Origin of the sequence: Lysinibacillus sp. ACHW1.5 (genome assembly GCF_022014815.1) — a bacterium.
GTDB lineage: Bacteria > Bacillota > Bacilli > Bacillales_A > Planococcaceae > Lysinibacillus > Lysinibacillus capsici.
This window is the reverse complement of the sequence record NZ_CP091777.1, coordinates 528,417-554,046: the sequence shown is the minus strand read 5'-3', so window position 1 is coordinate 554,046 and position 25,630 is coordinate 528,417. Positions and strand designations below refer to the sequence as shown.

The window sequence follows — 25,630 nt, the reverse complement described above, 5'->3', positions numbered from 1 at the left end:
TATAATCTTATTATTCGCCTTTTCTCTTATTCCAATCCGCTAAAAATCCTTCAATTCCTTTTTCAGTTAATGGATGGTGGAAAAGCTGCTTTAATACTTTAAACGGAGTAGTTGAGATATGTGCACCTGCTAAAGCTGCTGCTGTAACGTGTTGCGGGTGACGGACAGAGGCAGCAATAATTTGAGTATCGATATTATGGATTGTAAAAATATCTGCAATTGTTTCAATTAACTCAACACCATTTTGACCAATGTCATCTAAACGGCCGATAAATGGTGATACGTATGTAGCACCTGCACGCGCAGCCATTAATGCTTGGTTAGCACTAAAAATTAATGTCACGTTTGTTTTAATACCTTTGTTTGCAAAGAAACGACATGCCTCTAATCCAGCTGGTGTCATAGGAAGCTTTACGGTGATGTTTGGTGCAATCGCAGCTAATTCCAAACCTTCTTTAATCATACCTTCTGCATCAAGTGCAATAACTTCCCCACTTACAGAGCCATCAACAAGCTCAGCGATTTCGCGAAGACGATCATGGAAAGAAACATTCTCTTCTTTAGCCACTAACGATGGGTTTGTTGTCACTCCTGATAAAATACCCCATGCATGTGCCTCTTTAATCTCTTCAAAGTTTGCTGTATCAATGAAAAATTTCATATTATTTCCTCCTGATCATTTTTCTTATATTATTAAATATTTTCCAAAATTTCTTTATGTCAAAAACAAGAGAAGGTCGATTGAAAGCATCAACACTTCTCTTATTATGTGTATTTATCTATGCTTTTGTAACATATTAAATGCAAAAATTATGCTTTTTGTGCACTTCCAAATTCACGAATTTTACCAATAACCGTAGCTTTGATGGCTTCACGTGCTGGACCAAGGAATTTACGTGGGTCGTAAACTACTTTATCGTTGTCCAGAATTTCACGAATTACTTTTGTTGCTTCAATTTGATTTTCAGTATTGACGTTGATTTTAGCCGTACCTAATGAAATAGAACGTTGGATATCTTTTGTTGGGATACCAGTACCACCATGTAAAACAAGTGGAAGGTCTGCCAATTTAGAGATTTCCTCCATTTCTTTAAAGCCTAAGTTTGGCTCTCCTTTGTAAGGACCGTGTACAGAGCCAAGTGCTGGCGCTAAGCAGTCAATGTCAGTTAGTTCAACCATTTTGCGACACTCTTCTGGATCAGCGTAAATAATACCACCGATTACGCCATCTTCATCTCCACCAACAGTTCCTAATTCTGCTTCCACAGAAACGCCTTTAGCATGTGCGTATTCTACTACTTCTGAAGTAATTTTCACATTTTCCTCAAATGGGTGATGTGATGCATCAATCATCACGGAAGTAAAGCCTGCATCAATTGCTTCTTTACATTTTGCAAAGCTAGAACCATGGTCAAGGTGAATTGCTACAGGAACTGTCGTACCGTAAGATTCCATTAAACCTTTTACCATATGAACAACAGAAATAAATCCGCCCATATATTTACCTGCACCTTCAGAAACACCAAGAATCACTGGAGACTTTTCTTCTTCAGCTGCTTGTAAAATTGCTTGAGTCCATTCAAGGTTATTAATGTTGAATTGACCAACAGCATAACCTTCTGCTTTTGCTTTAATTAACATCTCTTTCATAGATACTAATGCCATACTAAAAATCCTCCTCATAGGACTATTCTTTCTACATAAACATGCTCCTCAATCATAGCAAAAATAATAGCCCCTGAAAAGCAGGGGCTATTATTTTCTACCCGAAAGCGGAGTGGAACGTAGCGGCAGGGGCTGACGAAGTGAAGTGGAACGCAACGCAGTCCTCTCCCCTGAAAAGCAGGGGCTATTATTTTCTACCCGAAAGCGGAGTGGAACGTAGCGGCAGGGGCTGACGAAGTGAAGTGGAACGCAACGAAGTCCTCTCCCCTGAAAAGCAGGGGCTATTATTTTCTACCCGAAAGCGGAGTGGAACGTAGCGGCAGGGGCTGACGAAGTGAAGTATAACGCAACGAAGTCCTCTCTCCTGAAAAGCAGGGGCTATTATTTTCTACCCGAAAGCGGAGTGGAACGTAGCGGCAGGGGCGAGAAGTGAAGTATAACGCAACGAAGTCCTCTCACTTGAAAATTGATCTACATAAAAAAACAGGCCGTGTGTCCACTGCCTGCTTTTTAAACTTGTAAAGCTTTATTTACTTCATCACGCACTTCGAAAATATCAAACGGTTTTGTAAAGTAACGAATGGCTCCTAATTCTAACGCTTCTTGCACAACATCCAATTCTCCGTATGCTGTCATCATAAAAACAGGCAGCTTCGGAAACTTCTTTTTTAAACGTCTCAAAATTTCAATACCATCCATTCCTGGAATTTTCATGTCCAGTAAAACACAATCCATCTCTTGTTCGTCTGCATACTTTAATGCTTCTGAACCATTCGCTGCTAAATATGTAATATATCCTTCCTTTTTCAGCACTTCATTTAAAAGTAAACGAATTCCCTGCTGATCATCGACAATTAGTAATCGTTTCACATCGCATTCCGCCCTTTTTTTGTTTTATTCTTACACAAAAACTTTCTTTATTATGTATAATTCTCCTTTTTCAGCTTAATACCTTCTAGTATTATAAATTATCTGCTTTTGCTTTCTACCTTTTACCCCCCTATAATATGAATAGAGGTGGGAACATGTCAAAAATTCTAACAACACAATTAAGTGGATTATTACAAAGAATTATACAAAATGAAGAAGATGCTATCGAGGAAACAGCAAGGTTATTAGCACAAGCCGCAATCGGCGAAGGAAATGTCTATTTTGCTTGCTTTGGAGAAATGCAGGTTGTGGCATTAAATGCACTTCAAGCAATCGAACCCTTTAGCAAGTTAGCACCTTGGACTACAGACACAAGCTTAACAGAAGCTGATCGGGTTTGCATTTTTACTCGTAGTGCATATGATGAGGAAGCACTCGTCTTAGCACAAAAATTAAATACTCAATTTATTCCCTTTGCTGCTATAGCTAGTGAAGCAGCTAATGTAGAGAACCCTCTTGCAGATTTAGCCTATACGTATGTTTCTACACGCATTAAAGGCGGTTTAATACCAAATGATCTAGGTCAACGTATTGTTGTACCACATGCACTTGCAGGACTCTTTGTATATGAAGCTGTCAAAATTGCTTATGATGAAATGCTTGGGTTGGATGAAGAAGAATTGTAGTCATCAAATTAAAAAGAGTTGTCTCGTATATAACGAGACAACTCTTTTTAATTATTTAAATGTTGAGCCGATAAAATCGCGGAACAATGGTTGTGGACGATTTGGACGTGACACTAGCTCTGGGTGGAATTGACATGCTACAAAGAAATTGTTTTCTGGTAGCTCAATAATTTCAACCAATTTGCCATCAGGACTTGTACCTGAGAAGACAAGGCCAGCTGCTTCCATTGCCTCACGATATTCATTGTTAAATTCATAGCGGTGACGATGACGCTCATAAACAAGCTCTTTACCATAGGCTTGGCTAGCTTTTGAACCATCCTTTAATTTACATGGGTATAAACCTAAACGTAAAGTACCACCGATATCTACAGTATCATTTTGATCTGGTAGGAAGTCGATAATTGGATACTCCGTATTTGCATCAAGCTCTGTAGAATGAGCACCTTTTAGGCCAAGTACATTACGTGCAAATTCTACTGTTGCTAATTGCATACCTAAACAAATGCCTAGGAAAGGAACATTATTTTCACGTGCATATTGTGTTGCTAAGATTTTACCTTCAACACCACGATCACCAAAGCCGCCTGGTACTAAAATAGCGTCAGCACCTTTTAATAGAGAGGCCACATTGTTAGCATCAACGTGTTCTGCATTAATCCAGTCAATTTCAATATCAGAATTAAATGCATATCCAGCATGCTTTAATGCCTCAACTACAGAAATGTAAGCATCTTGTAGTTCTACGTATTTCCCTACTAATGCTACCTTTCTTTTATTTGGTAAGTTTTTCACTTTTTCTACAAGGTCACGCCATTCTTCCATATCTGCTTCTGGAGCTTCCATACCAAAATGATCCAAAACGATATCATCGATATCTTGCGCATGTAGGTTTAATGGTACTTCATATAAATGCTCAGCATCACGAGATTCAATAATTTCATGTGGTTGAACATCACAGAATAATGCTAATTTCTCTTTCATCTCTTGTGGTACTTCTTGTTCAGTACGAACTACGATAATATTTGGCTGAATACCTAAAGAGCGTAATTCTTTAACAGAATGCTGTGTAGGTTTTGTTTTAAGTTCACCAGCTGCTTTAATATAGGGAATAAGTGTACAGTGAATATACATTACATTGTTATGCCCTAAATTTGTTTTCATTTGGCGAATGGCTTCTAGGAATGGTAATGATTCAATATCACCTACTGTTCCACCAACTTCTGTGATTACAACGTCTGCATTTGTTTCACGACCAGCACGTTGGATACGATCTTTGATTTCGTTTGTAATATGAGGAATTACTTGGACTGTTCCACCATTATAATCTCCACGACGTTCTTTCTGTAATACAGATTGGTAAACACGACCTGAAGTTACTGTAGAATGTTTCCCTAGGTTAATATCAATAAAACGTTCATAGTGTCCTAAGTCTAAATCAGCCTCAGCACCATCATCTGTTACAAAAACCTCACCATGTTGATAAGGACTCATCGTACCTGGGTCAATATTGATATATGGGTCAAATTTTTGAATCGTCACTTCTAACCCACGATTTTTTAATAAACGGCCTAAAGATGCTGCAACAATCCCTTTTCCAAGTGATGATACAACCCCACCTGTTACAAAAATATACTTCGTCATGAATAAATTCCTCCTTATGATGTTCTAAAATATTAGTGCGTTTAGGGGGGATCAGAACCATTTACATTCTAATACCCTAAAAAAAGAAAAGCCGAGAATGTCTACACAATGTAGTCGATTCGAAGCTGTAATCGGTTCTATCTCTTTTCCACTTTCCTTTAAACCATAAAACTCTAATAACTATTCAGTCACCTTTTACTATACATCATGAATAATTAAAAACATTTATATTCATATCGATATTAAAAGTATGGGAGAACTAAAATGATTAAAGTTAAAAACAAAAAAACGCTCCTCCTGCATAGGTTTGCAGGGGGAGCGTATTATATACACGGTCTTTCTCCTTCTTTTAAGGAGCCCAAGTAAAAGATTAAACGTAACCGTGATAGAAGTCAAGATTTTTTGCTTCTAGCTTAAAAGAAAGAAAATTCTAAGAGTACTGTATTAAATCTCTTCCTCTTCTTCTTCAAATTCTTCTTCCTCTTCATCAATAAACTCTTCATCGATTTCTTCATCAATTTCTTCTAAATCTTCATCGTCAAAGTCAATATCTTCTTTATCATCTTCTTCTTCATCAAGTTCTTCTTCATCAATGAACTCTTCAAAGTCTTCATCAAAGTCGATATCTTCTTCATCTAAGTCTACCTCTTCATCAAGATCTTCATCATCAAAGGCAGCTTTAGATTTTTTCTTTTGAGTCTTAACAGAAGGAGCTGTTTCTTCTTCGATTTGCTCTACTTTAAACCATTCACGTAAGCCCCAGCCTGCTTCTTGATTATATAAGAAGCGACCATCAATATTGATATCTGTATAAAATTGTAACAGACGGGATTTCATTTCTGCATCACTATAGCCCACAAGCTCTTGAATTAATTTTAATAAATCATTAAAAGACACTGAGGCACGTTTTTCATTTAAAATTGCATAAGCTAAGTTAATTAACGATTCTTCTGTTAATTGTTCCTTTGTCATTTCACGAAAATTCAATTCGTGCACTTCCTTTCCCTCATCACAATGGACGTTTTAAAATTACATGGTGCTTTATTCTCCAAGCGCAGCAAAAAAGGCCACGCAAAAGGTTCTTTCCATACAATAAGCATAATACCCATTATATACAAAGTTTTAGCCCCTTTGCTAGCTTCAATTACTGTTTTTTATATTACGCATTTTTTTTATTCCAAGATAAAACAAATAGACAGATAATAGTAGTAAAGGAATAGCGCCAATTTGCTTATTATACAGGAAAAAGGCTCCCAATACTAAAGCTAATATAATTATGTAGTGAATAGCTGATTTCATCCTCTACTGCGCCTCCCCTTTTTTTACATTTCTATTATAACGAAAATAAAAAGAAGTGCCTAATCTTAAGACTAGACACTAGAAATTAGAGAAGCAGGATACTTGAAATAGAAAACAAGAAGTTTTGATCAACCTTGCTTACATATTACGTCGATATTGTCCGCCAACTTCATATAAAGCTTTTGTAATTTGCCCTAAACTTGCTACTTTTACTGACTCCATCAGCTCAGCAAAAATATTACCATTATTGACAGCCACTTCTTGTAGACGTGCAATTGCAGCTTCACTTTCCTCTTCATGTGCTTTCCAAAAAGCTTGTAAATTTTGAATTTGCGTCTCTTTTTCTTCTGTAGATGCACGTGCAATTTCCATATTATCTATATCAGCATCTGAAGGTGGATTTGGGTTCAAGTAAGTATTAACACCAATGATTGGTAACTCCCCTGAATGTTTTAACATTTCGTAGTACATAGATTCTTCTTGAATTTTACCACGTTGGTATTGTGTTTCCATAGCACCTAACACACCGCCACGATCATTGATACGATCAAACTCTTCAAGAACCGCTTCTTCCACAAGATCTGTTAATTCTTCAACAATAAACGCACCTTGTAGTGGGTTTTCATTTTTTGCTAGACCATGCTCTTTTGTAATAATCATTTGAATTGCCATAGCACGTCTTACAGATTCCTCCGTAGGTGTAGTAATGGCCTCATCGTAGGCATTTGTATGCAATGAGTTACAGTTATCTTGTAATGCCATTAAAGCCTGTAATGTTGTACGAATATCATTAAAATCAATCTCTTGTGCATGTAAACTACGCCCAGACGTTTGAATATGATACTTTAGCTTTTGAGCGCGCTCATTAGCACCGTATTTATCACGCATTACAATAGCCCAAATACGTCGTGCCACACGGCCGATTACTGTATACTCTGGATCTAGTCCATTTGAGAAGAAGAATGATAAATTTGGTGCAAAGTCATTAATATTCATGCCACGACTTAAATAATACTCTACATACGTAAAGCCATTAGCTAAGGTGAAGGCTAATTGGGAAATAGGGTTTGCTCCAGCTTCCGCAATATGATAACCAGAAATGGAAACAGAATAATAGTTACGTACTTTATGGTCTATAAAGTATTGCTGAATATCGCCCATCATACGCAAAGCAAACTCTGTTGAGAAAATGCATGTATTCTGGCCCTGATCTTCTTTTAAAATATCAGCTTGTACTGTTCCACGTACGACTTGCAATGTTTTTTCACGTGTCTCGGTAAACTCTTCAACTGTCAAAGTTCGTCCTAGCTCTTGCTCACGTAATTGGACTTGTTGATCGATTGCTGTATTCATAAACATTGCTAAAATAATAGGTGCTGGTCCATTAATAGTCATTGATACAGATGTAGACGGTGCACATAAATCAAAGCCTGCGTAAAGTTTTTTCATATCTTCTAGTGTACAGATCGATACACCTGATTCTCCAACCTTACCGTAAATATCTGGACGGTAATCTGGGTCTTCCCCATACAAGGTTACAGAATCAAATGCTGTAGATAAACGTTTTGCATCATCATCTTTGGATAAATAATGGAAGCGTTTATTTGTACGTTCTGGTGTGCCTTCGCCAGCAAATTGACGCTTCGGATCTTCACCCTCACGTTTGAATTGGAATACACCCGCCGTATATGGGAATTCGCCAGGAACATTTTCTTTATAAACCCAACGCAAGATTTCCCCATAGTCTTCAAACTTCGGTAATGCTACTTTTGGAATTTTCGTGCCAGAAAGACTAGTTGTTTTTAAGATGGTACGAATTTCTTTATCGCGAACTTTAGTCACAAACTCATCGCCAGCATACGCTTCTTTTAATGCCTGCCAATTATCCAATATACGCTTGGATTCTGCTGTTAATTCATCTCTAACACCTTCTGCTAAAGAAGTAAGCGATGCCACAAGCACATCATCTGGCGCTTTTTCTTGGACAGCTGCAATAGCACCTTCTAATTGGAATAGTCGACGCGCAAATGCCACCTGCTGCTCAGTTTTTTTATGATAGCCACGGACAGTGTCCGTAATCTCACGTAAATAATAACGGCGATCGTTTGGAATGATAACATCTTGCTTTTGCGTTTTCGCAAATTGCTCATAGCTTGTTTCCCAATTAAAACCTGTTTTTTCGTTAATTATTTTAACGAGGGCGGCGAATAACGCATTTGTGCCTTTGTCATTAAATTGGCTAGCTATTGTACCGTAGACTGGCATGTTATCAAGTGATTCATCCCAAAGCTCGCGGGAACGTTGATATTGTTTTTGTACTTGTCGAAGGGCGTCCTCTGAGCCTTTTCGCTCAAATTTATTGATCGCAATAACATCTGCAAAGTCAATCATATCAATTTTCTCAAGTTGTGTAGGTGCACCGAATTCGCTTGTCATGACATACATAGATAGATCCGTGTATTTTGTAATTTCGGCATCACCTTGACCGATTCCACTTGTTTCTACGATGATTAAGTCATAACCTGCTACACGTACTACATCTAGCACATCACCAATTGATGCAGATAATTCTGTACGTGAGCCACGTGTTGCTAAACTACGCATATAAACACGGTTATTAAAAATAGCGTTCATGCGAATACGATCCCCAAGCAATGCTCCACCCGTTTTTTGCTTTGTTGGATCGACTGATAGAATGGCTACACGTTTATCTGGGAATTCTTTTAGGAAGCGGCGAATCAGTTCATCCGTTAAGGATGATTTCCCTGCACCACCTGTTCCCGTAATCCCCATTACAGGCGTACCTTTTGAAAGCTTTCTTGCCTCTGCTAGCATTTCTTTCGTAGCTTCATCGTCATTTGACTCAGCTGCTGTTATTAGATTGGCTAAAATTTCAGGTGTCTCTGTCGTTAAAGCCTTTAATTTCTCTAAATAATTACCTGTTGCAGTCGGGAAATCTGTTCCTTTAATTTGCTCATTAATCATTCCCTGTAGCCCTAAAACACGGCCATCCTCTGGTGAGAATATCCCTGCAATGCCATACGTATGAAGCTCTTTAATTTCACGAGGTAAAATGACTCCTCCACCACCGCCATAAATTTTAATATGTGGTGCTCCTTTTTCACGCAGTAAATCATACATATATTTAAAGTATTCCATATGTCCGCCTTGATAGGAAGAAACAGCAATCCCTTGTGCATCTTCTTGTATCGCAGCATTCACGACTTCTTCAACAGAGCGGTTATGACCTAGATGTATTACTTCTACACCGCTCGATTGTAAAATGCGTCGCATAATATTGACTGAAGCATCATGTCCATCAAAAAGACTCGATGCTGTCACAAAACGTACGTGATTTTTTGGACGATATACTTCTACCTTTGTCATATGAAATCCCCACTTTCTCCCCTTTTTGAATAAAAAAAGCCAGCAATTGCAATATCGCTATATGCAATTGCCGACAAACCCCTTACAAAATATTAAAACCCCTTTATGCCTGAAATGAACAAGGTGATTTGCATGTCAATGAATTCGTCAATAGAATGCTGACGATGTAAAGCCCATTTGCGAAACGCCCAGCTTTGTCCTGAAACAACTAAGTTATTGGCTGCTAAATGGATTTGCTTATCTGTCATAGTTAGTTCGCCAGACTGCACACATCGCTGTAACAAGCGTTCAAATGTGGCAACCATTTCAAACTCTTTACTAAAAACATAGCGTTGTGCTTCTTTTGACAATGATTTTGTTTCTTGATACATGATTGTTAGCTCATCAACCATACTATCGATTTGCAGGAAGTATTCCCGAATCATTTCTTTTAACTCATCAATTGTTCCTGCTTTAACCTCATAACTTGAAAGACGCTCCATTGCATGGTGATAGATACTGTCACAAACAAGGTATAAAACATCTTCTTTCGTTCGGATGTATTCATACAAAGTACCGATACTAAAGCCAGCAGCTTTTGCAATCTCTCTCGTCGTGGCACGGTGAAAGCCCTTTTCTTTAAATAGCTTAATAGCTCCTTGGATCATTTGTTCACGACGAATGGCGATTAGATTTTCATCTTTTACGGTTGACTGTACTTGGGGCCTTTTATCTTTATCAGTCATCAATTATTTCGTTAGCATACGCGAGATAACAAGACGTTGAATCTCCTGCGTACCTTCGTAAATTTGTGTAATTTTAGCATCACGCATAAAGCGCTCTACAGGGTAATCTTTTGTATAACCATAGCCACCAAATACTTGAACCGCCTCTGTCGTCACACTCATCGCTGTATCGCCAGCCATTAATTTCGCCATTGCAGATGCCTTACCATATGGTAGGTTATTAGATTCTAACCATGCCGCTTGGTATGTAAGTAGTCGAGAAGCCTCAATTTGAGTTGCCATATCGGCTAATTTAAAGGAGATGCCTTGATTTGCAGTGATCGGTTTACCAAATTGCACACGTTCTTTGGCATAGTCAACTGCTGCATCGAGTGCTCCTTGTGCAATTCCTACTGCTTGAGCCGCAATACCATTACGTCCACCATCTAGTGTCGTCATGGCAATCTTAAAGCCTTCTCCTTCAGCCCCTAATAGATTTTCCTTTGGAACACGACAGTTATCAAAAATAATCTCTGTTGTTGGAGATGAACGAATTCCTAATTTCTTTTCTTTCTTCCCTACAGAGAAACCTTCAAATCCAGCTTCCACGATAAATGCGGATGTGCCATGTTTTGCTTCTGGATCTGTTACTGCAAATACAATATATGTATCTGCTACTCCACCGTTCGTAATAAAGATTTTTGAGCCATTTAAAATATAATCATCGCCATCACGTTTTGCATAAGTTTTCATGCCACCCGCATCAGAGCCAGAGCCTGGTTCTGTTAAACCATATGCACCAATATGTTTGCCTTCAGCCATTGGACGAAGGTATTTTTGTTTTTGCTCTTCTGTACCGAACTTGTAGAGTGGCCAACCTGCCAGTGAAGTATGTGCAGATAAAGTTACCCCAGTCGAAGCACAAACACGTGAAAGTTCCTCAACAGCTATGACATATGCAAGGTAATCAAATCCTGCACCACCATATTCCTCAGGCCATGGAATACCAGTAAGCCCAAGCTCCGCCATTTTGTCGAAAATCGCACGGTCAAATTCTTCATTTTCGTCACGTTCAGCAGCTGTTGGCGCCACTTCATTTATAGCAAAATCACGAATCATTTCACGTAATTGTTCATGCTCTTCTGTTAACTGAAAGTTCATTGTCCATTTCCCCTTTTTAGTTAGACTCTGTTTTGTGTTACCTGATTATTGTTAGTTTGGATTAGGAAGATTTGCCTTATTTCAGAGCAGTTCTACACCCTCTAGAAACGTTTTCCCCTCACTCTGGAACGGTTCCCATCGCTTTATATCAGGCTTTATTTCAGTAAATGTTTACTAATGACTAGTCGTTGAATTTCACTTGTACCTTCATAGATTTCTGTCACCTTTGCATCGCGGAAATAGCGCTCTACTGGATAATCCTCCGTATAGCCGTAGCCGCCAAATATTTGAACAGCCTCTATTGCCGTTTGTACCGCTGTTCGTGATGAGAAAAGTTTAGCCATTGAAGCTTCTGCTCCACATGGTAAACCTTTTGCACGTAAATCAGCTGCACGATAGACTAACAGTTTTGCAGATTCAACAGCCGTTGCCATATCCGCAAGCTTAAAGCCAATACCTTGTTGTGCGGCAATCGGCTTGCCAAATTGAATGCGTTCTTTAGCATAAGCAGCAGACGCCTCTAGTGCCGCCTCAGCAATTCCTAACGCCTGTGCAGCAATGCCGATTCGTCCAACATCTAAATTGGCCATCGCAATTTTAAAGCCTTCTCCCTCTTCCCCAAGTAGGTTGTCGGCTGGAATGCGACAATTATCGAATGTCAGCTGAACTGTACGTGAGCCGTGCAAGCCCATCTTATGCTCATCTTTTCCGATGATTAAACCAGATGTTCCCTTTTCAACAATAAATGCTGAGATACCCTTTGTTTTTTCAGCTGGGTTAGTAGATGCGAATACAATATACACATCAGCTTCTCCACCATTTGTAATAAATACTTTGGAGCCGTTAATCACATATTCATCGCCATCACGCACTGCCTTTGACTGTAAAGAGCCAGCGTCTGAGCCTGCACTTGGTTCTGTTAAACAAAATGCGCCTAAATATTCGCCTGTTGCAAGCTTTGGTACATAACGTTTCTTTTGTTCGTCATTCCCAAAGTAAATAATTGGATTCGTTCCAACTGAAGTATGGACGGATAAAATAACACCCATTACAGCGCTTACTTTTGATAGTTCATTAATCGCAATAATATAAGATGTAAAATCCATGCCAGAGCCACCTAAGTCTTCTGGAGTCGTAATCCCCATTAAGCCAAGTTCACCCATTTGCTGTAGAAGCTCACGTGGAAATTCTCCTGCTTCCATTCGCTCCACCCATGGTTGAATTTTTTCCTGAGCAAATTGACGAACCATATCGCGCATCATAATTTGCTCATCTGTAAATTGCAAATGCATCTATAATGTCACCCCTCTAAGTTGTCCCGAAACATCTAAATAACCCCATCCCCATAGGATTATTCGTAAACGTAAAAACCTCTTCCTGATTTCTTACCTAGCCAGCCAGCTGCAACGTATTTACGTAGCAGTGGGCAAGGGCGATATTTACTGTCTCCAAGACCCTCATGTAAAATTTCCATGATGTAAAGACAAGTATCTAAACCAATGAAGTCTGCCAATGTTAATGGCCCCATCGGATGATTCATACCAAGCTTCATCACATCATCAATTGCTTCTTTTGTCGCCACACCTTCGTAAAGTGCATAAATCGCTTCATTAATCATCGGTAGTAGGATTCGGTTTGAAATAAATCCTGGGAAATCATTCACTTCTACTGGTGTTTTCGATAATTTAACCGTCATCTCTTCAACAGCTTTGTACACTTCATCTGTTGTTGCTAGGCCTCGAATGATTTCAACAAGTTTCATAACTGGTACAGGATTCATAAAATGCATACCAATTACTTGCTCTGGACGCTTTGTTACTGCTGCAATTTCTGTAATAGGCAGTGAAGATGTATTCGTAGCTAAAATAGCATGTGCTGGCGCAATGCCATCAAGTTGCTTAAAGATGGATTGCTTAATTTCCATATTTTCCACAGCTGCTTCAATGATAATATCTACATCACTAGCATCCTGTAAATCTAGTGACATACTAATTCGACTTAGAACAGCAGCCTTCTCATCTTCTGTTTTACGACCCTTTTCTACATCACGTGATAAATTTTTCGTAATAACCCCTAATCCACGCTCGAAAAATTCTTGTTTGATATCGTTCAATTTCACATCAAAGCCTGCTTGTGCACAAACTTGGGCAATACCAGAGCCCATCTGCCCTGCACCAATGACCATTACCTTTTGAATTCCCATTAGTTCAGTCCCCCTGTTTTTGGTACTTCAATCATAATTGCATCACCTTGGCCGCCACCTGAACAAATTGCGGCAATGCCAATGCCACCGCCACGACGCTTCAATTCCTGTGCAAGTGTTAATATTATACGTGCACCAGATGCCCCAATAGGATGACCTAATGCAACTGCACCGCCATTAACATTCACTTTTTCTGCATCTAAATCTGCCAACTGCTTGCTGACTAAAGCTACCGCTGCAAAGGCTTCATTGATTTCAATTAAATCAACATCTGCTAATGATTTGTTAGTCTTTTTCAGTAATTTATTAATAACAAGACCAGGTGTTTGCGGGAAGTTTTCTGGCTCAATCGCAAGTTCTTCGTGACCAATGATTACTGCCAATGGTTCTCTACCTTCACGTTTTGCACGTTCTTCACTCATGACGACAAGTGCACATGCACCGTCGTTAACCCCAGGTGCATTACCTGCTGTAATCGTGCCATCCTTGTCAAAGGCTGGTTTTAGCTTCGCCAGTACTTCCAAAGAAGTTCCTGCTCTTGGTGCCTCATCTGTATCAACAATAAGTGGTGCACCTTTTCGTTGAGGAATCTCCACTGGTACGATTTCTTCAGCAAAGTAACCTTCTTCAATTGCGGCTAGCGCGCGTTCATGACTGCGTACTGACCAAGTGTCCTGTTCTTCTCGACTTAGCGAGAACTCTTTAGCTGTTGCATTACCATAGCTACCCATATGCGGTCTTGCTTTATCGAAAGCACATGTTAAGCCGTCATATAGCATGCCATCTACCATTGTAGAATCTCCCATACGCAACCCATTTCGACCATTCAGAAGATAATATGGTGCATTGGACATAGATTCCATGCCACCCGCAATAATCACTTCTTCGTCCCCTAAACGAATCAATTGATCTGCTAATGTCACCGCACGCATCCCTGAAGCACAAACTTTATTGATTGTTTCTGTTTTTACTGCTGTTGGTAAATTTGCCTTCAGCGCAGCCTGTCGAGAAGGAATTTGCCCCTGTCCCCCTTGTAAAACAGAACCTAAAATTACCTCATCCACTTGCTCAGGAGCAAGATTTGCCTTCTCTAATGCCCCTTTAATGGCAATCGCACCTAAATCACTTGCATGTAATGCTGATAATGAACCGCCAAATTTACCAAACGCAGTTCTTGCTCCTGCTAAAATTACAGCTCTATTCAAGTAAAACACCCCTTTTGTTTTACGTTCTCGATGAAGCTGCAAAGCATTATTGACTGAACGCTCGCTCGACTTCTATCGAGGAAAAATGGGAGTTTACTATCTCAACTCCCATTCCCATTTAATCTTATTCTACAAAACAATTTTTTATTGTGCAATTTATATTTTTCAGATAACTAAAATATTTCTGCAATAGCAATCATTTTCCTGCGTTCGCTTCCGTATTCTCGTCTTGTTGAACATTTTCTATAGACGCCACCACTTCTTCGTATGTTTCTTCTGTTTCTTCGGAAGAAGGATTAACTGCCTTTACTTTTTCACCAAACACCGAACGTTCTAGTAATTCTGCAACATCAAATGTTCCAATAGAGTCTTCAACCTCTTTAGCCTTTGTACCATCCTCTAGCATTGTTAGGCAGTAAGGACAGCCTGATGAAATAACTGATGCATTTGTTGCAAGAGCCTGTTCTGTTCGCGCTACGTTAATGCGATTTCCTACATGTTCTTCCATCCACATTAATCCACCACCAGCTCCACAGCACATCGCAGTTTCACGGTTACGTTCCATTTCAACAAGCTTCACGCCAGGGATTCCTCGAAGAATTTCACGTGGGGCATCGTACACATCATTGTAGCGGCCTAAATAACAGGAATCATGGAAGACAATTGTTTCATGAACCTCATAGTTTAGCGCTAGACGATTTTCCTCAATCAACTGATTTAATAACTCAGTGTGATGATACACTTCACCTTTCCAGCCAAAGTCTTGATATTCATTTTTAAAGATATTGTAGGCGTGAGGATCGATTGTTACAATTTTCTTCACGTCATTTTTCTCAAACTCATCAATATTGGCTGTAGCTAGCTCTTGGAATAAGAATTCATTCCCTAAACGGCGAGGTGTATCCCCAGAGTTTTTCTCTTTATTACCTAAGATTGCAAACTTCACACCAGCTTCGTTTAATAGACGACAGAATGCTAAAGCGATTTTTTGAGAGCGGTTGTCGAAAGCTCCCATCGAACCAACCCAGAATAAATACTCCATTTCCTCGCCAGATTTTTTCAGCTCTTTTACAGTTGGAATTTGGATTGTTGGATCTAGATCACGCCAATTTTCTTTTTCTTTGCGGTTCAAGCCCCAAGGATTACCTTGTCGTTCGATATTCGTCATTGCACGTTGAGCATCGGGATTTACTTTCCCTTCAGTCATTGTTAGATAACGACGTAGATCAATAATTTTATCAACATGCTCATTCATTACAGGGCATTGATCCTCACAGTTACGACATGTCGTACAAGCCCAAATTTCCTCTTCTGTAATGACATCGCCAATTAAAGATGGGCTGTAGATATCGTCAATTACAGCACCTTCAGCACCAGCTGCCATTGCAAGCTGGTTACCCTTTGTATTGGCAAAGAATTGATAAGGCACCCATGGTTTTTGTTTTGTTACAACTGCGCCCGTAAATGTTAAATGATCACGCAATTTTACGATTAAATCCATAGGAGACAGCATTTTTCCTGTTCCTGTTGCTGGACACATGTTTGTACAACGTCCACATTCTACACAAGAATAGAGATCGAGCATTTGCTTTTGTGTGAAGTCCTGTATGCGTCCTACCCCAATAGAAGGCATATCCTCTTCGCTTTCAGCATTTTCTCCAGCTTCTTCTAAGGCTTCAAAATCAATTGGTGTTAATGTACCCGTACGATCTAAACGATTCATGTAAACATTAAGTGGACTGACAATTAAGTGGAAATGTTTAGACTGCGGTACGTATACCAGGAATGTTAATAGAATTAAAAGATGTGCCCACCACATTACATAAAACACAACAGCGGCCACAGATGTAGGTAGGAAGCCAAAAATGGCAGCTATACTTGAAGCAACTGGCTCCGTATAAGTTAATCCCTCACCATGCCAAATTAATCCCATACCATTAGCGATTAATGTAGATACCATTAAGCCACCAATGAAAATTAATACAAGGCCGTTTTTCCATCCTCGTTTTAGACGTACTAGCTTTTCAACATAGCGGCGGTAAAATGCCCACACTACCGCGATTAAAATCATTAAAACTACTAGCTCTTGGAAGAATGTAAAGACACCATAGAAAATGCCTAGTGGCAGATGTGACTCAGGTGCTAGTCCTTTCCAAATTAAATCAATGGCCCCTAACTGTACCATCAAAAATCCATAGAAAAACATAACATGTATTAAACCACTCTTTGGATCCTTTAATAGCTTATTTTGACCAAATACATTGACCATAATATAACGAAGTCGTTCTTTAACACTTTCATCAAACTCAACCTTTTTCCCCAATTGCACATACTTATAGCGTGTTTTCAACAGGTAGAAGAACAATCCTACTGCATAAAGCACAACCACGACTGTTAAGACAATGTTAGCAATTAATAATGGACTCATGGTTGGTCCCCCCTTTAGTTTGTCGTAATTTTCTCTCTTTGTGACGAATTTGCTAGTTCATACAGAAATGTACTTCACTTTATCATTATATTCCTATTCTAATAAATGAGTGAGCATTCAGTCAACATAAAACGGAAATATTTCTGATAATTTTATATTCTTACATTTTACAAGAAAAAAAGCCACCCTGAATTTTTTCAAAGTAGCATTTTTTTACTTTCCTTAACTATTTTACTTAGTAGGATGTCGCATATTCAGTAGACATTTGAACATCTGCTAAAATTGCACACAAACTATACCACCCCGTAGCTTAATACCTGGCAATTTACTTTTTGTACAAAAACATTTTTTAAATCAAACTTTATTTTTTAAAAACATTCCCACTGCGAATATATTCAACATCTGCTACGTTTAAGCGAGCATTTACAACACGTGCAGCTGCAAATAAATAATCCGATAAGCGATTTAAATATTTTTGTACAACCTTTGGTACATCTTCAACTTCTTTCATAAGTGTCACCATTTCACGTTCTGCTCGACGTGCAACCGTGCGTGCAATGTGTAAAGTTGCCGCTGCTGGTGCACCTCCTGGTAAAATAAAACGTTGTAAAGGTGGCGCTTCGTCTGATAAAGCATCTATACGAGCTTCAAGTACTTCAATCGGTTGTTCTGTTAATTTATAATGACGTTCTTTCATCACATTAGCAAGGTCTCCACCAGCATCGAACAACTCATGCTGAATTGTCTCTAGGTCTGTTAAAATATCCTTGAAAAGCGCTTGATCTAATTCACTTACAGCCTTTCCAATAAAGGAATTTAATTCATCAATTGCCCCATATGTTTCCACACGTAAACTATCTTTATCAACCCGTCCTCCAATTAGACTTGTTTTCCCCGTATCGCCTGTTTTCGTGTAAAGCTTCATTTCTCTCATCTCCTAAAAATGGTTTTTATAATTCCTAATCGCCTGAACTGTTGTTTCATAGACACCCTTTGCAATCATTTTACCAACTTCCGTAATTGGGCCACCATACAGCATTTCTACTCCTTTTTGAGTTGCAGCAATTAACAGACTATCTGTAGCAGTACCTGTTGCAATTGTTCCACTCCGCTCATCACGAATATTTTCTGATTGCAACGCCTTTGTTTTTGCCTCAGTTGCTGTCATCAATGCCTGAAAAAATGCCTCTTCCGATAAACAACCATTAACGATAACCCATGTATTAATAGTACCAATATATGGTTCATCTTGTCTTTCGTGTACTCGAGATACATCAACTGCATTGCCTACGCCAGCTGTTACAGCTACGATTATACTGCCAAAAGGTGCAGAAAATTCATTGATGGCCACTAGAGCTGTTGGTACTGCTGTTAGCATAACAACAGTATTTGTAGATGAAAAATTTTCCCTTTTCAAAAATTCTTTAACTTCTCGTTTCACATCGCTAATGACATAATCACCAGGAACTGAGCGATTTAATAAGCAATTATGCCAGCCAATACCTGGGTTATGAACTGCAGAAGATACGGTCTTCAGAGGAAGCTCTGATTGAAGTTGGATATATTGTTCAGTTATCGTAAAGTGCTCTTTTTTGATGACAGCTCGCTGCTGATAGTCTGTAGCTGCGGGCATCATTGTAATTTGAGGTTTTGGTATTTCAGGGTGAGCATATGTAGTCACCCGTGCTTGATAAACTTCTTCAATTTGGGAGGCAATTAATACTTCATGTGGTGCACCAAGTGCTCTCATTTGTCCGCTTTCCATCAGCAATAATTCATCACAATAAAGAGAGGCTAAATTCATATCGTGTAGTACCATAACGACTGTTAAACCACACTCCATGGCTTCCTTCCGAACCATATCTAAAATTTGACGTTGGTGTGCAATATCAAGATGGTTCGTTGGTTCATCCAGCAGTAAGATTTCAGCTGTTTGAGCTAATGCCTGTGCAACAAAAACTCTTTGTTGTTCACCGCCAGATAAAAATTCCATCGGTGTATGCTCATATCGCTTTACACCTGTTTGAAGCATTGCATGTTGAACTGCCTTCTCATCTTGTGCAGACCAACTCGAGAAAAAGCCTGTTTGATGCGGGTAGCGCCCCAGTGAAACTGCCTCTCTCACACTGTTCGAGAAAGCATTTGCATGAAGCTGTGGTAATACAGCCATTTTTTTTGCCAAAGCACGAGCATGATAAGAAAGAATATTTTGTCCATCAATCGAAACGGTTCCAGCAGTAGCTGGTAAAATACCACTCATTACTTTTAATAATGTGGATTTCCCGCTACCATTCGGCCCTAGAATGCCAAGAATTTTTCCTTTTTCAACAGTAAAACTAATGTCCCTGACGATTGGTACATCTTCATAGCCACCTGATAGATGTTCAACAACAATCATGCCCGTACCCCCTTGCTTCTTCGCTGCTTATAAAAAATATAGGAGAAAACAGGTGCTCCAATAAATGCCGTAATGACACCAATTGGTAGCTCTCTTGGCACAATGATTGTTCGTGCTACTAAGTCGCAAATAATGAGTAATGTTGCACCATTGAAAAAAGATAATGGTAATAAGTGGCGATGATCAGAACCCCAAATCATCCTTGTCATATGCGGCACCACTAATCCTACAAAGCCAATTGTGCCAGAAACTGCTACAGCTGCTCCAGTTAGCATGGAGCCACCTGCTAATATCAAATATTTACTACGCTTTACATTAACACCTAAATGTTTTGCTCGCTCTTCACCATACAACAAGACATTTAATTCTCGTCTTTGTGTCCATAGCATTATTGAACCTACAATCACAAATGGAATGATCATTTGGACATATGGCCAACCACGCATCGAAACAGAACCAAGTAGCCAGCCTATTACCTGACGTAATTCTTCACCAGATAAGGCAATCATTAATGAAATGAGGGAACCTAAAAATGAACTAAAAATAACACCTGTTAATATCAACGTTTCCATTTTTAATGAGCGGTCTACGAGTCTAGCAAAGCTCATAACAACTACCATCGTAATGATAGCACCAATCATACTAAAGGTTGGCAGCGCATACAAACCGACAACAGGTATAGAAATACTAAAAAAGATCGTTAAAACAGCACCAACAGAAGCCCCTGATGAAACCCCTAGTGTATATGGATCTGCTAATGGATTTTTTAATAAACCTTGGAAAGCTGCTCCAGCAATAGCTAGAGATGCGCCTACTAGTCCCGCTAATAACACGCGAGGCAAACGAATTTTCCAAAAGATATTGGCGGCTGTTTCATCAACCGCCTTATTCCACAATACTTCTAATGGAATATGAACCGAGCCTATCGCTACGCCACACCAGATGCTAATAAGAAGAAGCGTACATGTTAATGTATAGGCTAGTGCTATGTTTTTCACTTAAATACCTCAGGATAGATTGCTTTTGCTAATTCTTCTAGACCTTCAGCTAAACGTGGCCCTTGACGACTTGTCGTACTTTCATCTACCTGCACAATCGCATTATTTTTTACGGCATTAATCGTATCAAAGCCCGCACGTTTTGGTATTTTCGTTAAAATATCTGGTACATAATGATATGTCACCACGATGACATCTGGATTTTTTGCGATAATTTGTTCTGCATCAATTTTATACCAATTATCGCCATCTACAGCTACATTCTCTGCATTAATCATTTCAAGCATCGCGTTCATAAATGTACCATTGCCAGCTGTATAAATATCTGGCTCATCTGATGCTTCAACTAACACTTTTTTGGGTTCAACATCCTTGACTTTAGACAAAACTTCTTCTACTTTTGCCTTCATATTCGCGACAATTTTTTCTGCCTCTGGTAATTTCCCTGTAGCACGTCCCAGTTGCTCAATTGTTGTATATGTTTCATTAAAGTCTTGTGCATTTTTTACAACAAATACTTTCAAACCTGCTGATTCAAGCTGTGCAATAGCCTCTTCTGAAAGAGACATGCTAGATTCGTGTGAAAAAACGATATCTGGTTTTAAAGCAATAATTTTTTCAATATCGTATTCCATACCGCCAACCTTATCCTTCTCAGCTGCCTCTGGCGGATAATCGTCGTTGTCCGTAACACCAACTATTTCATCATTTAAACCTAGTCCAAAAAGGATTTCCGTATTACTCGGAATAAGTGAAATAATTTTCTCAGGAGGTGCTTCAAGTGTAATGTCCTTACCAAGGGCATCTGTTATCGTCATTGGGAATGTTGCTTCATCCACCTGGGCTGTTTCTTGCTGTGTTTGCTGCTCGTTAGATGGCTTGTTATCTTTTGCTTCCTGCCCACAAGCAGCTAGCAAGCCTACTGCTAAAAATGCTGATAATCCTATTTTCCAAAATTTCTTCATGTGAATCCTCCTTCGTTGATCCGTGCGACATTTCGCTTTATTCTACATCAAAATAAAACCCCTCATCTTTGATCGATGAGGGGGCAAAATCGCACCAAAAAAACTGATACAAAATCCACCACCCTATCCTCGTAGGTTGTCATGTCGTTATAAAGGCAGGTCTCCTGGCTAGTGCTACTTGCGATTTTTCAAGCCTTCCCGAAATCTTCAGTGGCATCATTTGAAAAAACTCACACTTACAGTGGCGGGACCGCATCGGAATTACACCGATTTCCCTTTTCACTTTACTTAAGTAAAGAACCTTTATAATATTCAGTTGATTTCATTATACATGAAAATGAAAGAAGTCGCCTCCATTCAAGACGACTCCCCGGCCATTATACAATTTCAGAAAAGTATTGAACTGTTTTCATTTGTGCACCCATTTCTCTTAATGACCATGTCTGCTCTAAATAAATGTCCGCTAGTTTTTCATATTTCCCACCAAATTTATGTGCCCACTCAACCGCTATGACACTTTCATAAAGGTGCGCCATTTTTTCCGCCACACCTTTTGCTTCAAAAGTTTTCGTTGCTTCGTCTAAAGCGCTAAAAATTTGGAGTTTCACAGACATATTCGCCAATTGTTCTTTAACAATTTGTACTAATGAACTGTTAGCTAATTTGTCTAATCGTTCCTCCATCTCCTGTACAAACAGTTCATGGGCATGAAACTTATCTACTAAACGAATGAGTTCCAAGGCCAAAATATTAGCCGTCCCCTCCCACACCGTCAATACTTGCGCATCTCTTAATAAGCGAGGCGTTACAAAGTCTTCTATATAGCCATTACCTCCATGTAATTCAATTGCCTCACTAGCATAGTGAACAGCTTGCTCTGCCGTTTCCTTTTTCATAATGGCAATATATAAACGATTCATAATAAGATCTTGCTGTGTGCCCTGTCCACTTGTCACTTTATCGTATAATTGAATAAGATCAAAAACTGTCGCTACTTCCACGTGCAACTTAGCTGCAAATTTCCCTAAAGTATCCTGAATCATAGGGTATTGTGTTAAGGGCTTGCCAAATGCATGTCGATTGCTTACATAATGTTTCGCCTCTAAGAAGCCGCGACGCATAATACCAATTGAAGCGACTGCATTACAAATTCTGGAGAGATTTAGTGCTTCTAGCATATAATAAATCCCTTTATTTTGCTCCCCTACAACGTAGGCAAGAGCACCATCAAATTCTACCTCACCAGAGGGAACTGCCCGAACGCCTAGCTTATCTTTCAGTCGGCGAATACGTAGATGATTTGTTGTTCCATCTTCTTTACGCCAAGGAACTGCAAACAACGTTAAGCCTTTGGAACCTGCTGGTGCACTTTCTAGTCGTGCCAATACCATCGCTACACCACACATGCCCGCATTGGATGCAAAGTATTTTTCACCATATAGACGATACGCAGTGCCATCCTTTCTCGCCTCCACCACATTTGCACCGACGTCAGAGCCTCCTTGACGTTCTGTTAAAAAGGTCGCACCTTCATATAAATCTGTGTCACCTGTTGCACAAACATGTGGTAAAAAACGCTGCTTTACCTCTTCATCTGCATAATGATCTAATAGATAGGCAGTAGCCATCGTCAATGTTACGGGACAATAAAAACCAGGTTCTGCATGGGATAGCAAATAACCTTGTGCAAAGCTATAAACATAATTCCCCTTGTGGCCTAGCTGCGGAATATGCTTGTGTACATAGCCTACAATCCCAGTATTATATGTCTCTTCAATCGTTTTTTTATAGCCATCATTAACCCAAACCTCCGATATCTCTTCACCATAGGCATCATATCTTTGAAGGCGAGGCTCACCCTGTCGATCTGTATGTTTTGCCCTCGCATCAATATCACCTGCACATAGCTCACCAAAATCTGTTAACTCTCGTTGGGCATAGGATAAAAACTCTTTATCTAACATCATTTCTACTATTTTTTGAAGCGTGTCATCTTCCGTAAAAAAGTTCGTAGTACGCATTGCTTCTTGTTGTAATACTTTCATGCTATCTCACCTCTTGCCCCTTCAAATTTTGTTTTAATATTTTGCCTGATGCATTGCGTGGGAGCGCTTCCACTTTTTCAAAAATACGTGGTATTTTAAACTTTGCAAGATGTTCCTCTAAATAAGCTTTCAAAGCTTCCTCATCAATATCTTGTTTAGCACAATACACAGCCTTTACAGTTTCCCCCCATTGCGGATGTGGTACACCAATTACTGCAACCTCGAATATCCCTTCAAAACTCAATAAACAATCTTCAATTTCTTTCGGATAAATATTGACACCACCCGAAATAATGACATCCTTTTTACGATCTACAATCCAAATAAAACCATCTTTATCCTTGCGAGCTAGATCCCCTGTTTTTAACCAACCGTCAATAAAGGCTTCATTAGTTGCTACTTCATCCTTATAGTAGCCAAGCATGTTACCCTCACCTAATAAGACAATTTCCCCCACTTCGCCTACATTTACATCTTCTCCACTGTCATTCACAATACGCAACTCTGTACCAAGTGGCGCCCGCTGGCCAATACTTCCTGCCTTTGCTTCATGCTCCTTGCCAAATAATAATGAACCACTTGGACCTGCCTCTGTTAATCCATATACACAAGTCAAATTATTTGTGCGGAATGCCTGCTGAATGAATCGAACCTCACTTTGAGATAACGGTGCTCCACCATAGACCCACCATTTCATAGAAGACAAATCTGCCGAATGTAGCCTTGGCAGCTGTGCCGTTAATAAATAAGCAACAGGTGCTCCAAAGAAATGTGTTGTTTTCTCCTTTTCAATGGAATCAATGAATAAATCGGGTGTAAAAGTTGGTGTTAATACATTTGTTGAGCCTACCAATACACCCGCCATTAAAAATAAATGTAATGGTGCAGAGTGTGTTAATGGCATCATAAGCAAAATACGGCTCTCAGGCTTTACCTCCATTTCAACAGCTATCATTTGCGCCACTGTTAAAATATTACGGTAGCTAAATAACACACCCTTTGGTTTTCCTGTCGTGCCAGATGTATATAAAATCGTGGAAGGGTCATCCTCTTGTAACTGACAATCAATCGTTTGTGTACTTGCATTTTGAAGCATTGATTCATACTGATACCATCCCACTTTTTCTTGACCTGTTTTAATTTTCAACGGAATACCAGCTAGCTGTTCAACTACTGCAAAAATAACCTCATGTACGACAATTGCCTTCGCTTCGGCATGCTGCGCCACGTACTCTACTTCTTGCAATGTAAACTTTGCATTGACTGGCACAACGATCGCTCCAATACGCTGAATAGCAAAGTAACAGACAACAAACTCTAAAACGTTTGGCATAAAAATTAAAACCTTATCCCCCTGCTTTACTCCCTGCTCTAGTAAAGCATGACTAAAACGTGTCACCTGCCTATCTAAATCTTGGTAGGTTACTCTTCTGCCATGACAAATAACGGCTTCATTTTTCGAATACTTACGGGCATTACGTGCTAATAAATTGGAACTATTCATCTTGCATCTCTCCCTTTAAAGTCGCTAATTTTTCGCTAAACATGCCATGCATTTGTTGTAACTCACGCTTCATCTGCGTCAGCTCAGCTATTTTACTGTCAATCTCTTGAATTTTTTGTTCCCCGTATTCAACCGTTCGCTCTAATTGCTGAATTCCTGAGCGATCAAAATCAAATAGTAAAACCATCTCTTTGATTTCCTCCAACGAAAATCCGTACCGCTTGCCTCTGAAAATAAGCTTGAGTTTCGCTAATTCTTTTTTTGAAAAGATTCGTTGGTTGGTAGATGAACGATGGGGGCAAAGAAGTCCAAGTTCCTCATAATAACGAATTGTCCGCGTAGACACATTAAACTCCTTTGCTACCTCCTGAATCGTCTTCAAAACCATCTCCCCTTTCCTAATTGGCAACAGTATACCATTGACGTTAACGTAAACTTCAACAAAATTTTCGGAATTAACAGAAAAAT

The 25,630-nt window shown here is 39.4% G+C and carries 20 protein-coding genes and 1 riboswitch; of the genes, 1 reads left to right on the top strand and 19 read right to left on the bottom strand.

Annotated features, from left to right (window positions below):
• Window positions 1–10 precede the first annotated feature (10 nt).
• From fsa to L6W14_RS02570, 3 genes are all read right to left on the bottom strand, one after another.
• A complete protein-coding gene (fsa, locus tag L6W14_RS02580; protein ID WP_004269447.1) occupies window positions 11–661 on the bottom strand; it encodes a fructose-6-phosphate aldolase in 651 nt (216 codons plus the stop codon).
• A 149-nt stretch (window positions 662–810) separates the two neighbouring features.
• The gene (locus L6W14_RS02575) at window positions 811–1,665 is read right to left on the bottom strand and encodes a class II fructose-bisphosphate aldolase (protein ID WP_004269446.1); all 855 of its coding nucleotides are present in this window, start codon (window positions 1,663–1,665) and stop codon (window positions 811–813) included.
• Between the two features lie 510 nt (window positions 1,666–2,175).
• The gene (locus L6W14_RS02570) at window positions 2,176–2,535 is read right to left on the bottom strand and encodes a response regulator (RefSeq protein WP_004269444.1); all 360 of its coding nucleotides are present in this window, start codon (window positions 2,533–2,535) and stop codon (window positions 2,176–2,178) included.
• Between the two features lie 155 nt (window positions 2,536–2,690).
• On the opposite strand from L6W14_RS02570, the gene L6W14_RS02565 reads away from it, so the two are divergent.
• Window positions 2,691–3,221 carry a DUF2529 family protein gene (locus L6W14_RS02565; protein ID WP_237899245.1) on the top strand — a complete coding sequence of 177 codons (531 nt, stop codon included), beginning with the start codon at window positions 2,691–2,693 and terminating at the stop codon, window positions 3,219–3,221.
• Between the two features lie 51 nt (window positions 3,222–3,272).
• Here L6W14_RS02565 and L6W14_RS02560 read toward each other — a convergent pair whose 3' ends face one another.
• The 16 genes from L6W14_RS02560 to L6W14_RS02485 form a co-directional block, all read right to left on the bottom strand.
• Entirely contained in the window at window positions 3,273–4,865 is a 1,593-nt protein-coding gene (locus L6W14_RS02560) for a CTP synthase (RefSeq protein ID WP_048393729.1), read from the bottom strand.
• A 444-nt stretch (window positions 4,866–5,309) separates the two neighbouring features.
• On the bottom strand, window positions 5,310–5,852 hold the full coding sequence (gene rpoE / locus L6W14_RS02555) for a DNA-directed RNA polymerase subunit delta (RefSeq protein ID WP_131520781.1): 543 nt from the start codon (window positions 5,850–5,852) through the stop codon (window positions 5,310–5,312).
• A 450-nt stretch (window positions 5,853–6,302) separates the two neighbouring features.
• A complete protein-coding gene (icmF, locus tag L6W14_RS02550; RefSeq protein ID WP_131520780.1) occupies window positions 6,303–9,551 on the bottom strand; it encodes a fused isobutyryl-CoA mutase/GTPase IcmF in 3,249 nt (1,082 codons plus the stop codon).
• Window positions 9,552–9,643: 92 nt separating this feature from the next.
• A complete protein-coding gene (locus tag L6W14_RS02545; protein WP_131520779.1) occupies window positions 9,644–10,276 on the bottom strand; it encodes a TetR/AcrR family transcriptional regulator in 633 nt (210 codons plus the stop codon).
• Window positions 10,277–10,279: 3 nt separating this feature from the next.
• Complete coding sequence (locus L6W14_RS02540) at window positions 10,280–11,416, bottom strand: acyl-CoA dehydrogenase (protein WP_016993589.1); 1,137 nt, start codon at window positions 11,414–11,416, stop codon at window positions 10,280–10,282.
• Between the two features lie 155 nt (window positions 11,417–11,571).
• Entirely contained in the window at window positions 11,572–12,708 is a 1,137-nt protein-coding gene (locus L6W14_RS02535; protein WP_131520778.1) for an acyl-CoA dehydrogenase, read from the bottom strand.
• Between the two features lie 59 nt (window positions 12,709–12,767).
• On the bottom strand, window positions 12,768–13,619 hold the full coding sequence (locus L6W14_RS02530; protein ID WP_004269435.1) for a 3-hydroxybutyryl-CoA dehydrogenase: 852 nt from the start codon (window positions 13,617–13,619) through the stop codon (window positions 12,768–12,770).
• A complete protein-coding gene (locus L6W14_RS02525) occupies window positions 13,619–14,824 on the bottom strand; it encodes an acetyl-CoA C-acetyltransferase (RefSeq protein ID WP_131520777.1) in 1,206 nt (401 codons plus the stop codon). The genes L6W14_RS02530 and L6W14_RS02525 overlap by 1 nt, the downstream gene beginning before the upstream one ends.
• Window positions 14,825–15,020: 196 nt before the next feature.
• Window positions 15,021–17,252, bottom strand: a complete 2,232-nt coding sequence (locus tag L6W14_RS02520) for a heterodisulfide reductase-related iron-sulfur binding cluster (protein ID WP_237899243.1) — start codon at window positions 17,250–17,252, stop codon at window positions 15,021–15,023.
• A 361-nt stretch (window positions 17,253–17,613) separates the two neighbouring features.
• On the bottom strand, window positions 17,614–18,177 hold the full coding sequence (locus L6W14_RS02515; protein ID WP_004231536.1) for a cob(I)yrinic acid a,c-diamide adenosyltransferase: 564 nt from the start codon (window positions 18,175–18,177) through the stop codon (window positions 17,614–17,616).
• A gap of 12 nt (window positions 18,178–18,189) precedes the next feature.
• Window positions 18,190–19,650 (bottom strand): adenosylcobinamide amidohydrolase, encoded by a 1,461-nt coding sequence (locus L6W14_RS02510; protein ID WP_237899242.1) that lies wholly within the window; start codon window positions 19,648–19,650, stop codon window positions 18,190–18,192.
• Window positions 19,647–20,648, bottom strand: a complete 1,002-nt coding sequence (locus L6W14_RS02505) for a FecCD family ABC transporter permease (RefSeq protein ID WP_237899238.1) — start codon at window positions 20,646–20,648, stop codon at window positions 19,647–19,649. Before L6W14_RS02505 ends, L6W14_RS02510 begins: the two co-directional genes overlap by 4 nt.
• Window positions 20,645–21,613, bottom strand: a complete 969-nt coding sequence (locus tag L6W14_RS02500; RefSeq protein ID WP_237899237.1) for an ABC transporter substrate-binding protein — start codon at window positions 21,611–21,613, stop codon at window positions 20,645–20,647. Before L6W14_RS02500 ends, L6W14_RS02505 begins: the two co-directional genes overlap by 4 nt.
• 136 nt (window positions 21,614–21,749) lie before the next feature.
• A riboswitch (cobalamin riboswitch) is annotated at window positions 21,750–21,933 on the bottom strand.
• Window positions 21,934–21,990: 57 nt separating this feature from the next.
• Window positions 21,991–23,658 carry an acyl-CoA dehydrogenase family protein gene (locus L6W14_RS02495; protein WP_131520774.1) on the bottom strand — a complete coding sequence of 556 codons (1,668 nt, stop codon included), beginning with the start codon at window positions 23,656–23,658 and terminating at the stop codon, window positions 21,991–21,993.
• Between the two features lies 1 nt (window position 23,659).
• A complete protein-coding gene (locus L6W14_RS02490) occupies window positions 23,660–25,162 on the bottom strand; it encodes a class I adenylate-forming enzyme family protein (RefSeq protein WP_131520773.1) in 1,503 nt (500 codons plus the stop codon).
• Window positions 25,155–25,544 carry a MerR family transcriptional regulator gene (locus tag L6W14_RS02485; RefSeq protein WP_227744927.1) on the bottom strand — a complete coding sequence of 130 codons (390 nt, stop codon included), beginning with the start codon at window positions 25,542–25,544 and terminating at the stop codon, window positions 25,155–25,157. The genes L6W14_RS02490 and L6W14_RS02485 overlap by 8 nt, the downstream gene beginning before the upstream one ends.
• Window positions 25,545–25,630: the final 86 nt, after the last annotated feature.

What these genes read in the sequence shown, in the direction of transcription:
- L6W14_RS02545 (WP_131520779.1), bottom strand. Translation starts at nt 10,276, where the DNA reads ATGACTGATAAAGATAAAAGGCCCCAAGTACAGTCAACCGTAAAAGAT.
- L6W14_RS02520 (WP_237899243.1), bottom strand. Translation starts at nt 17,252, where the DNA reads ATGAGTCCATTATTAATTGCTAACATTGTCTTAACAGTCGTGGTTGTG.
- L6W14_RS02515 (WP_004231536.1), bottom strand. Translation starts at nt 18,177, where the DNA reads ATGAAGCTTTACACGAAAACAGGCGATACGGGGAAAACAAGTCTAATT.
- L6W14_RS02575 (WP_004269446.1), bottom strand. Translation starts at nt 1,665, where the DNA reads ATGGCATTAGTATCTATGAAAGAGATGTTAATTAAAGCAAAAGCAGAA.
- L6W14_RS02510 (WP_237899242.1), bottom strand. Translation starts at nt 19,650, where the DNA reads ATGATTGTTGTTGAACATCTATCAGGTGGCTATGAAGATGTACCAATC.
- L6W14_RS02490 (WP_131520773.1), bottom strand. Translation starts at nt 25,162, where the DNA reads ATGAATAGTTCCAATTTATTAGCACGTAATGCCCGTAAGTATTCGAAA.
- L6W14_RS02495 (WP_131520774.1), bottom strand. Translation starts at nt 23,658, where the DNA reads ATGAAAGTATTACAACAAGAAGCAATGCGTACTACGAACTTTTTTACG.
- L6W14_RS02530 (WP_004269435.1), bottom strand. Translation starts at nt 13,619, where the DNA reads ATGGGAATTCAAAAGGTAATGGTCATTGGTGCAGGGCAGATGGGCTCT.
- L6W14_RS02500 (WP_237899237.1), bottom strand. Translation starts at nt 21,613, where the DNA reads ATGAAGAAATTTTGGAAAATAGGATTATCAGCATTTTTAGCAGTAGGC.
- L6W14_RS02540 (WP_016993589.1), bottom strand. Translation starts at nt 11,416, where the DNA reads ATGAACTTTCAGTTAACAGAAGAGCATGAACAATTACGTGAAATGATT.
- L6W14_RS02565 (WP_237899245.1), top strand. Translation starts at nt 2,691, where the DNA reads ATGTCAAAAATTCTAACAACACAATTAAGTGGATTATTACAAAGAATT.
- icmF (WP_131520780.1), bottom strand. Translation starts at nt 9,551, where the DNA reads ATGACAAAGGTAGAAGTATATCGTCCAAAAAATCACGTACGTTTTGTG.
- L6W14_RS02535 (WP_131520778.1), bottom strand. Translation starts at nt 12,708, where the DNA reads ATGCATTTGCAATTTACAGATGAGCAAATTATGATGCGCGATATGGTT.
- L6W14_RS02560 (WP_048393729.1), bottom strand. Translation starts at nt 4,865, where the DNA reads ATGACGAAGTATATTTTTGTAACAGGTGGGGTTGTATCATCACTTGGA.
- fsa (WP_004269447.1), bottom strand. Translation starts at nt 661, where the DNA reads ATGAAATTTTTCATTGATACAGCAAACTTTGAAGAGATTAAAGAGGCA.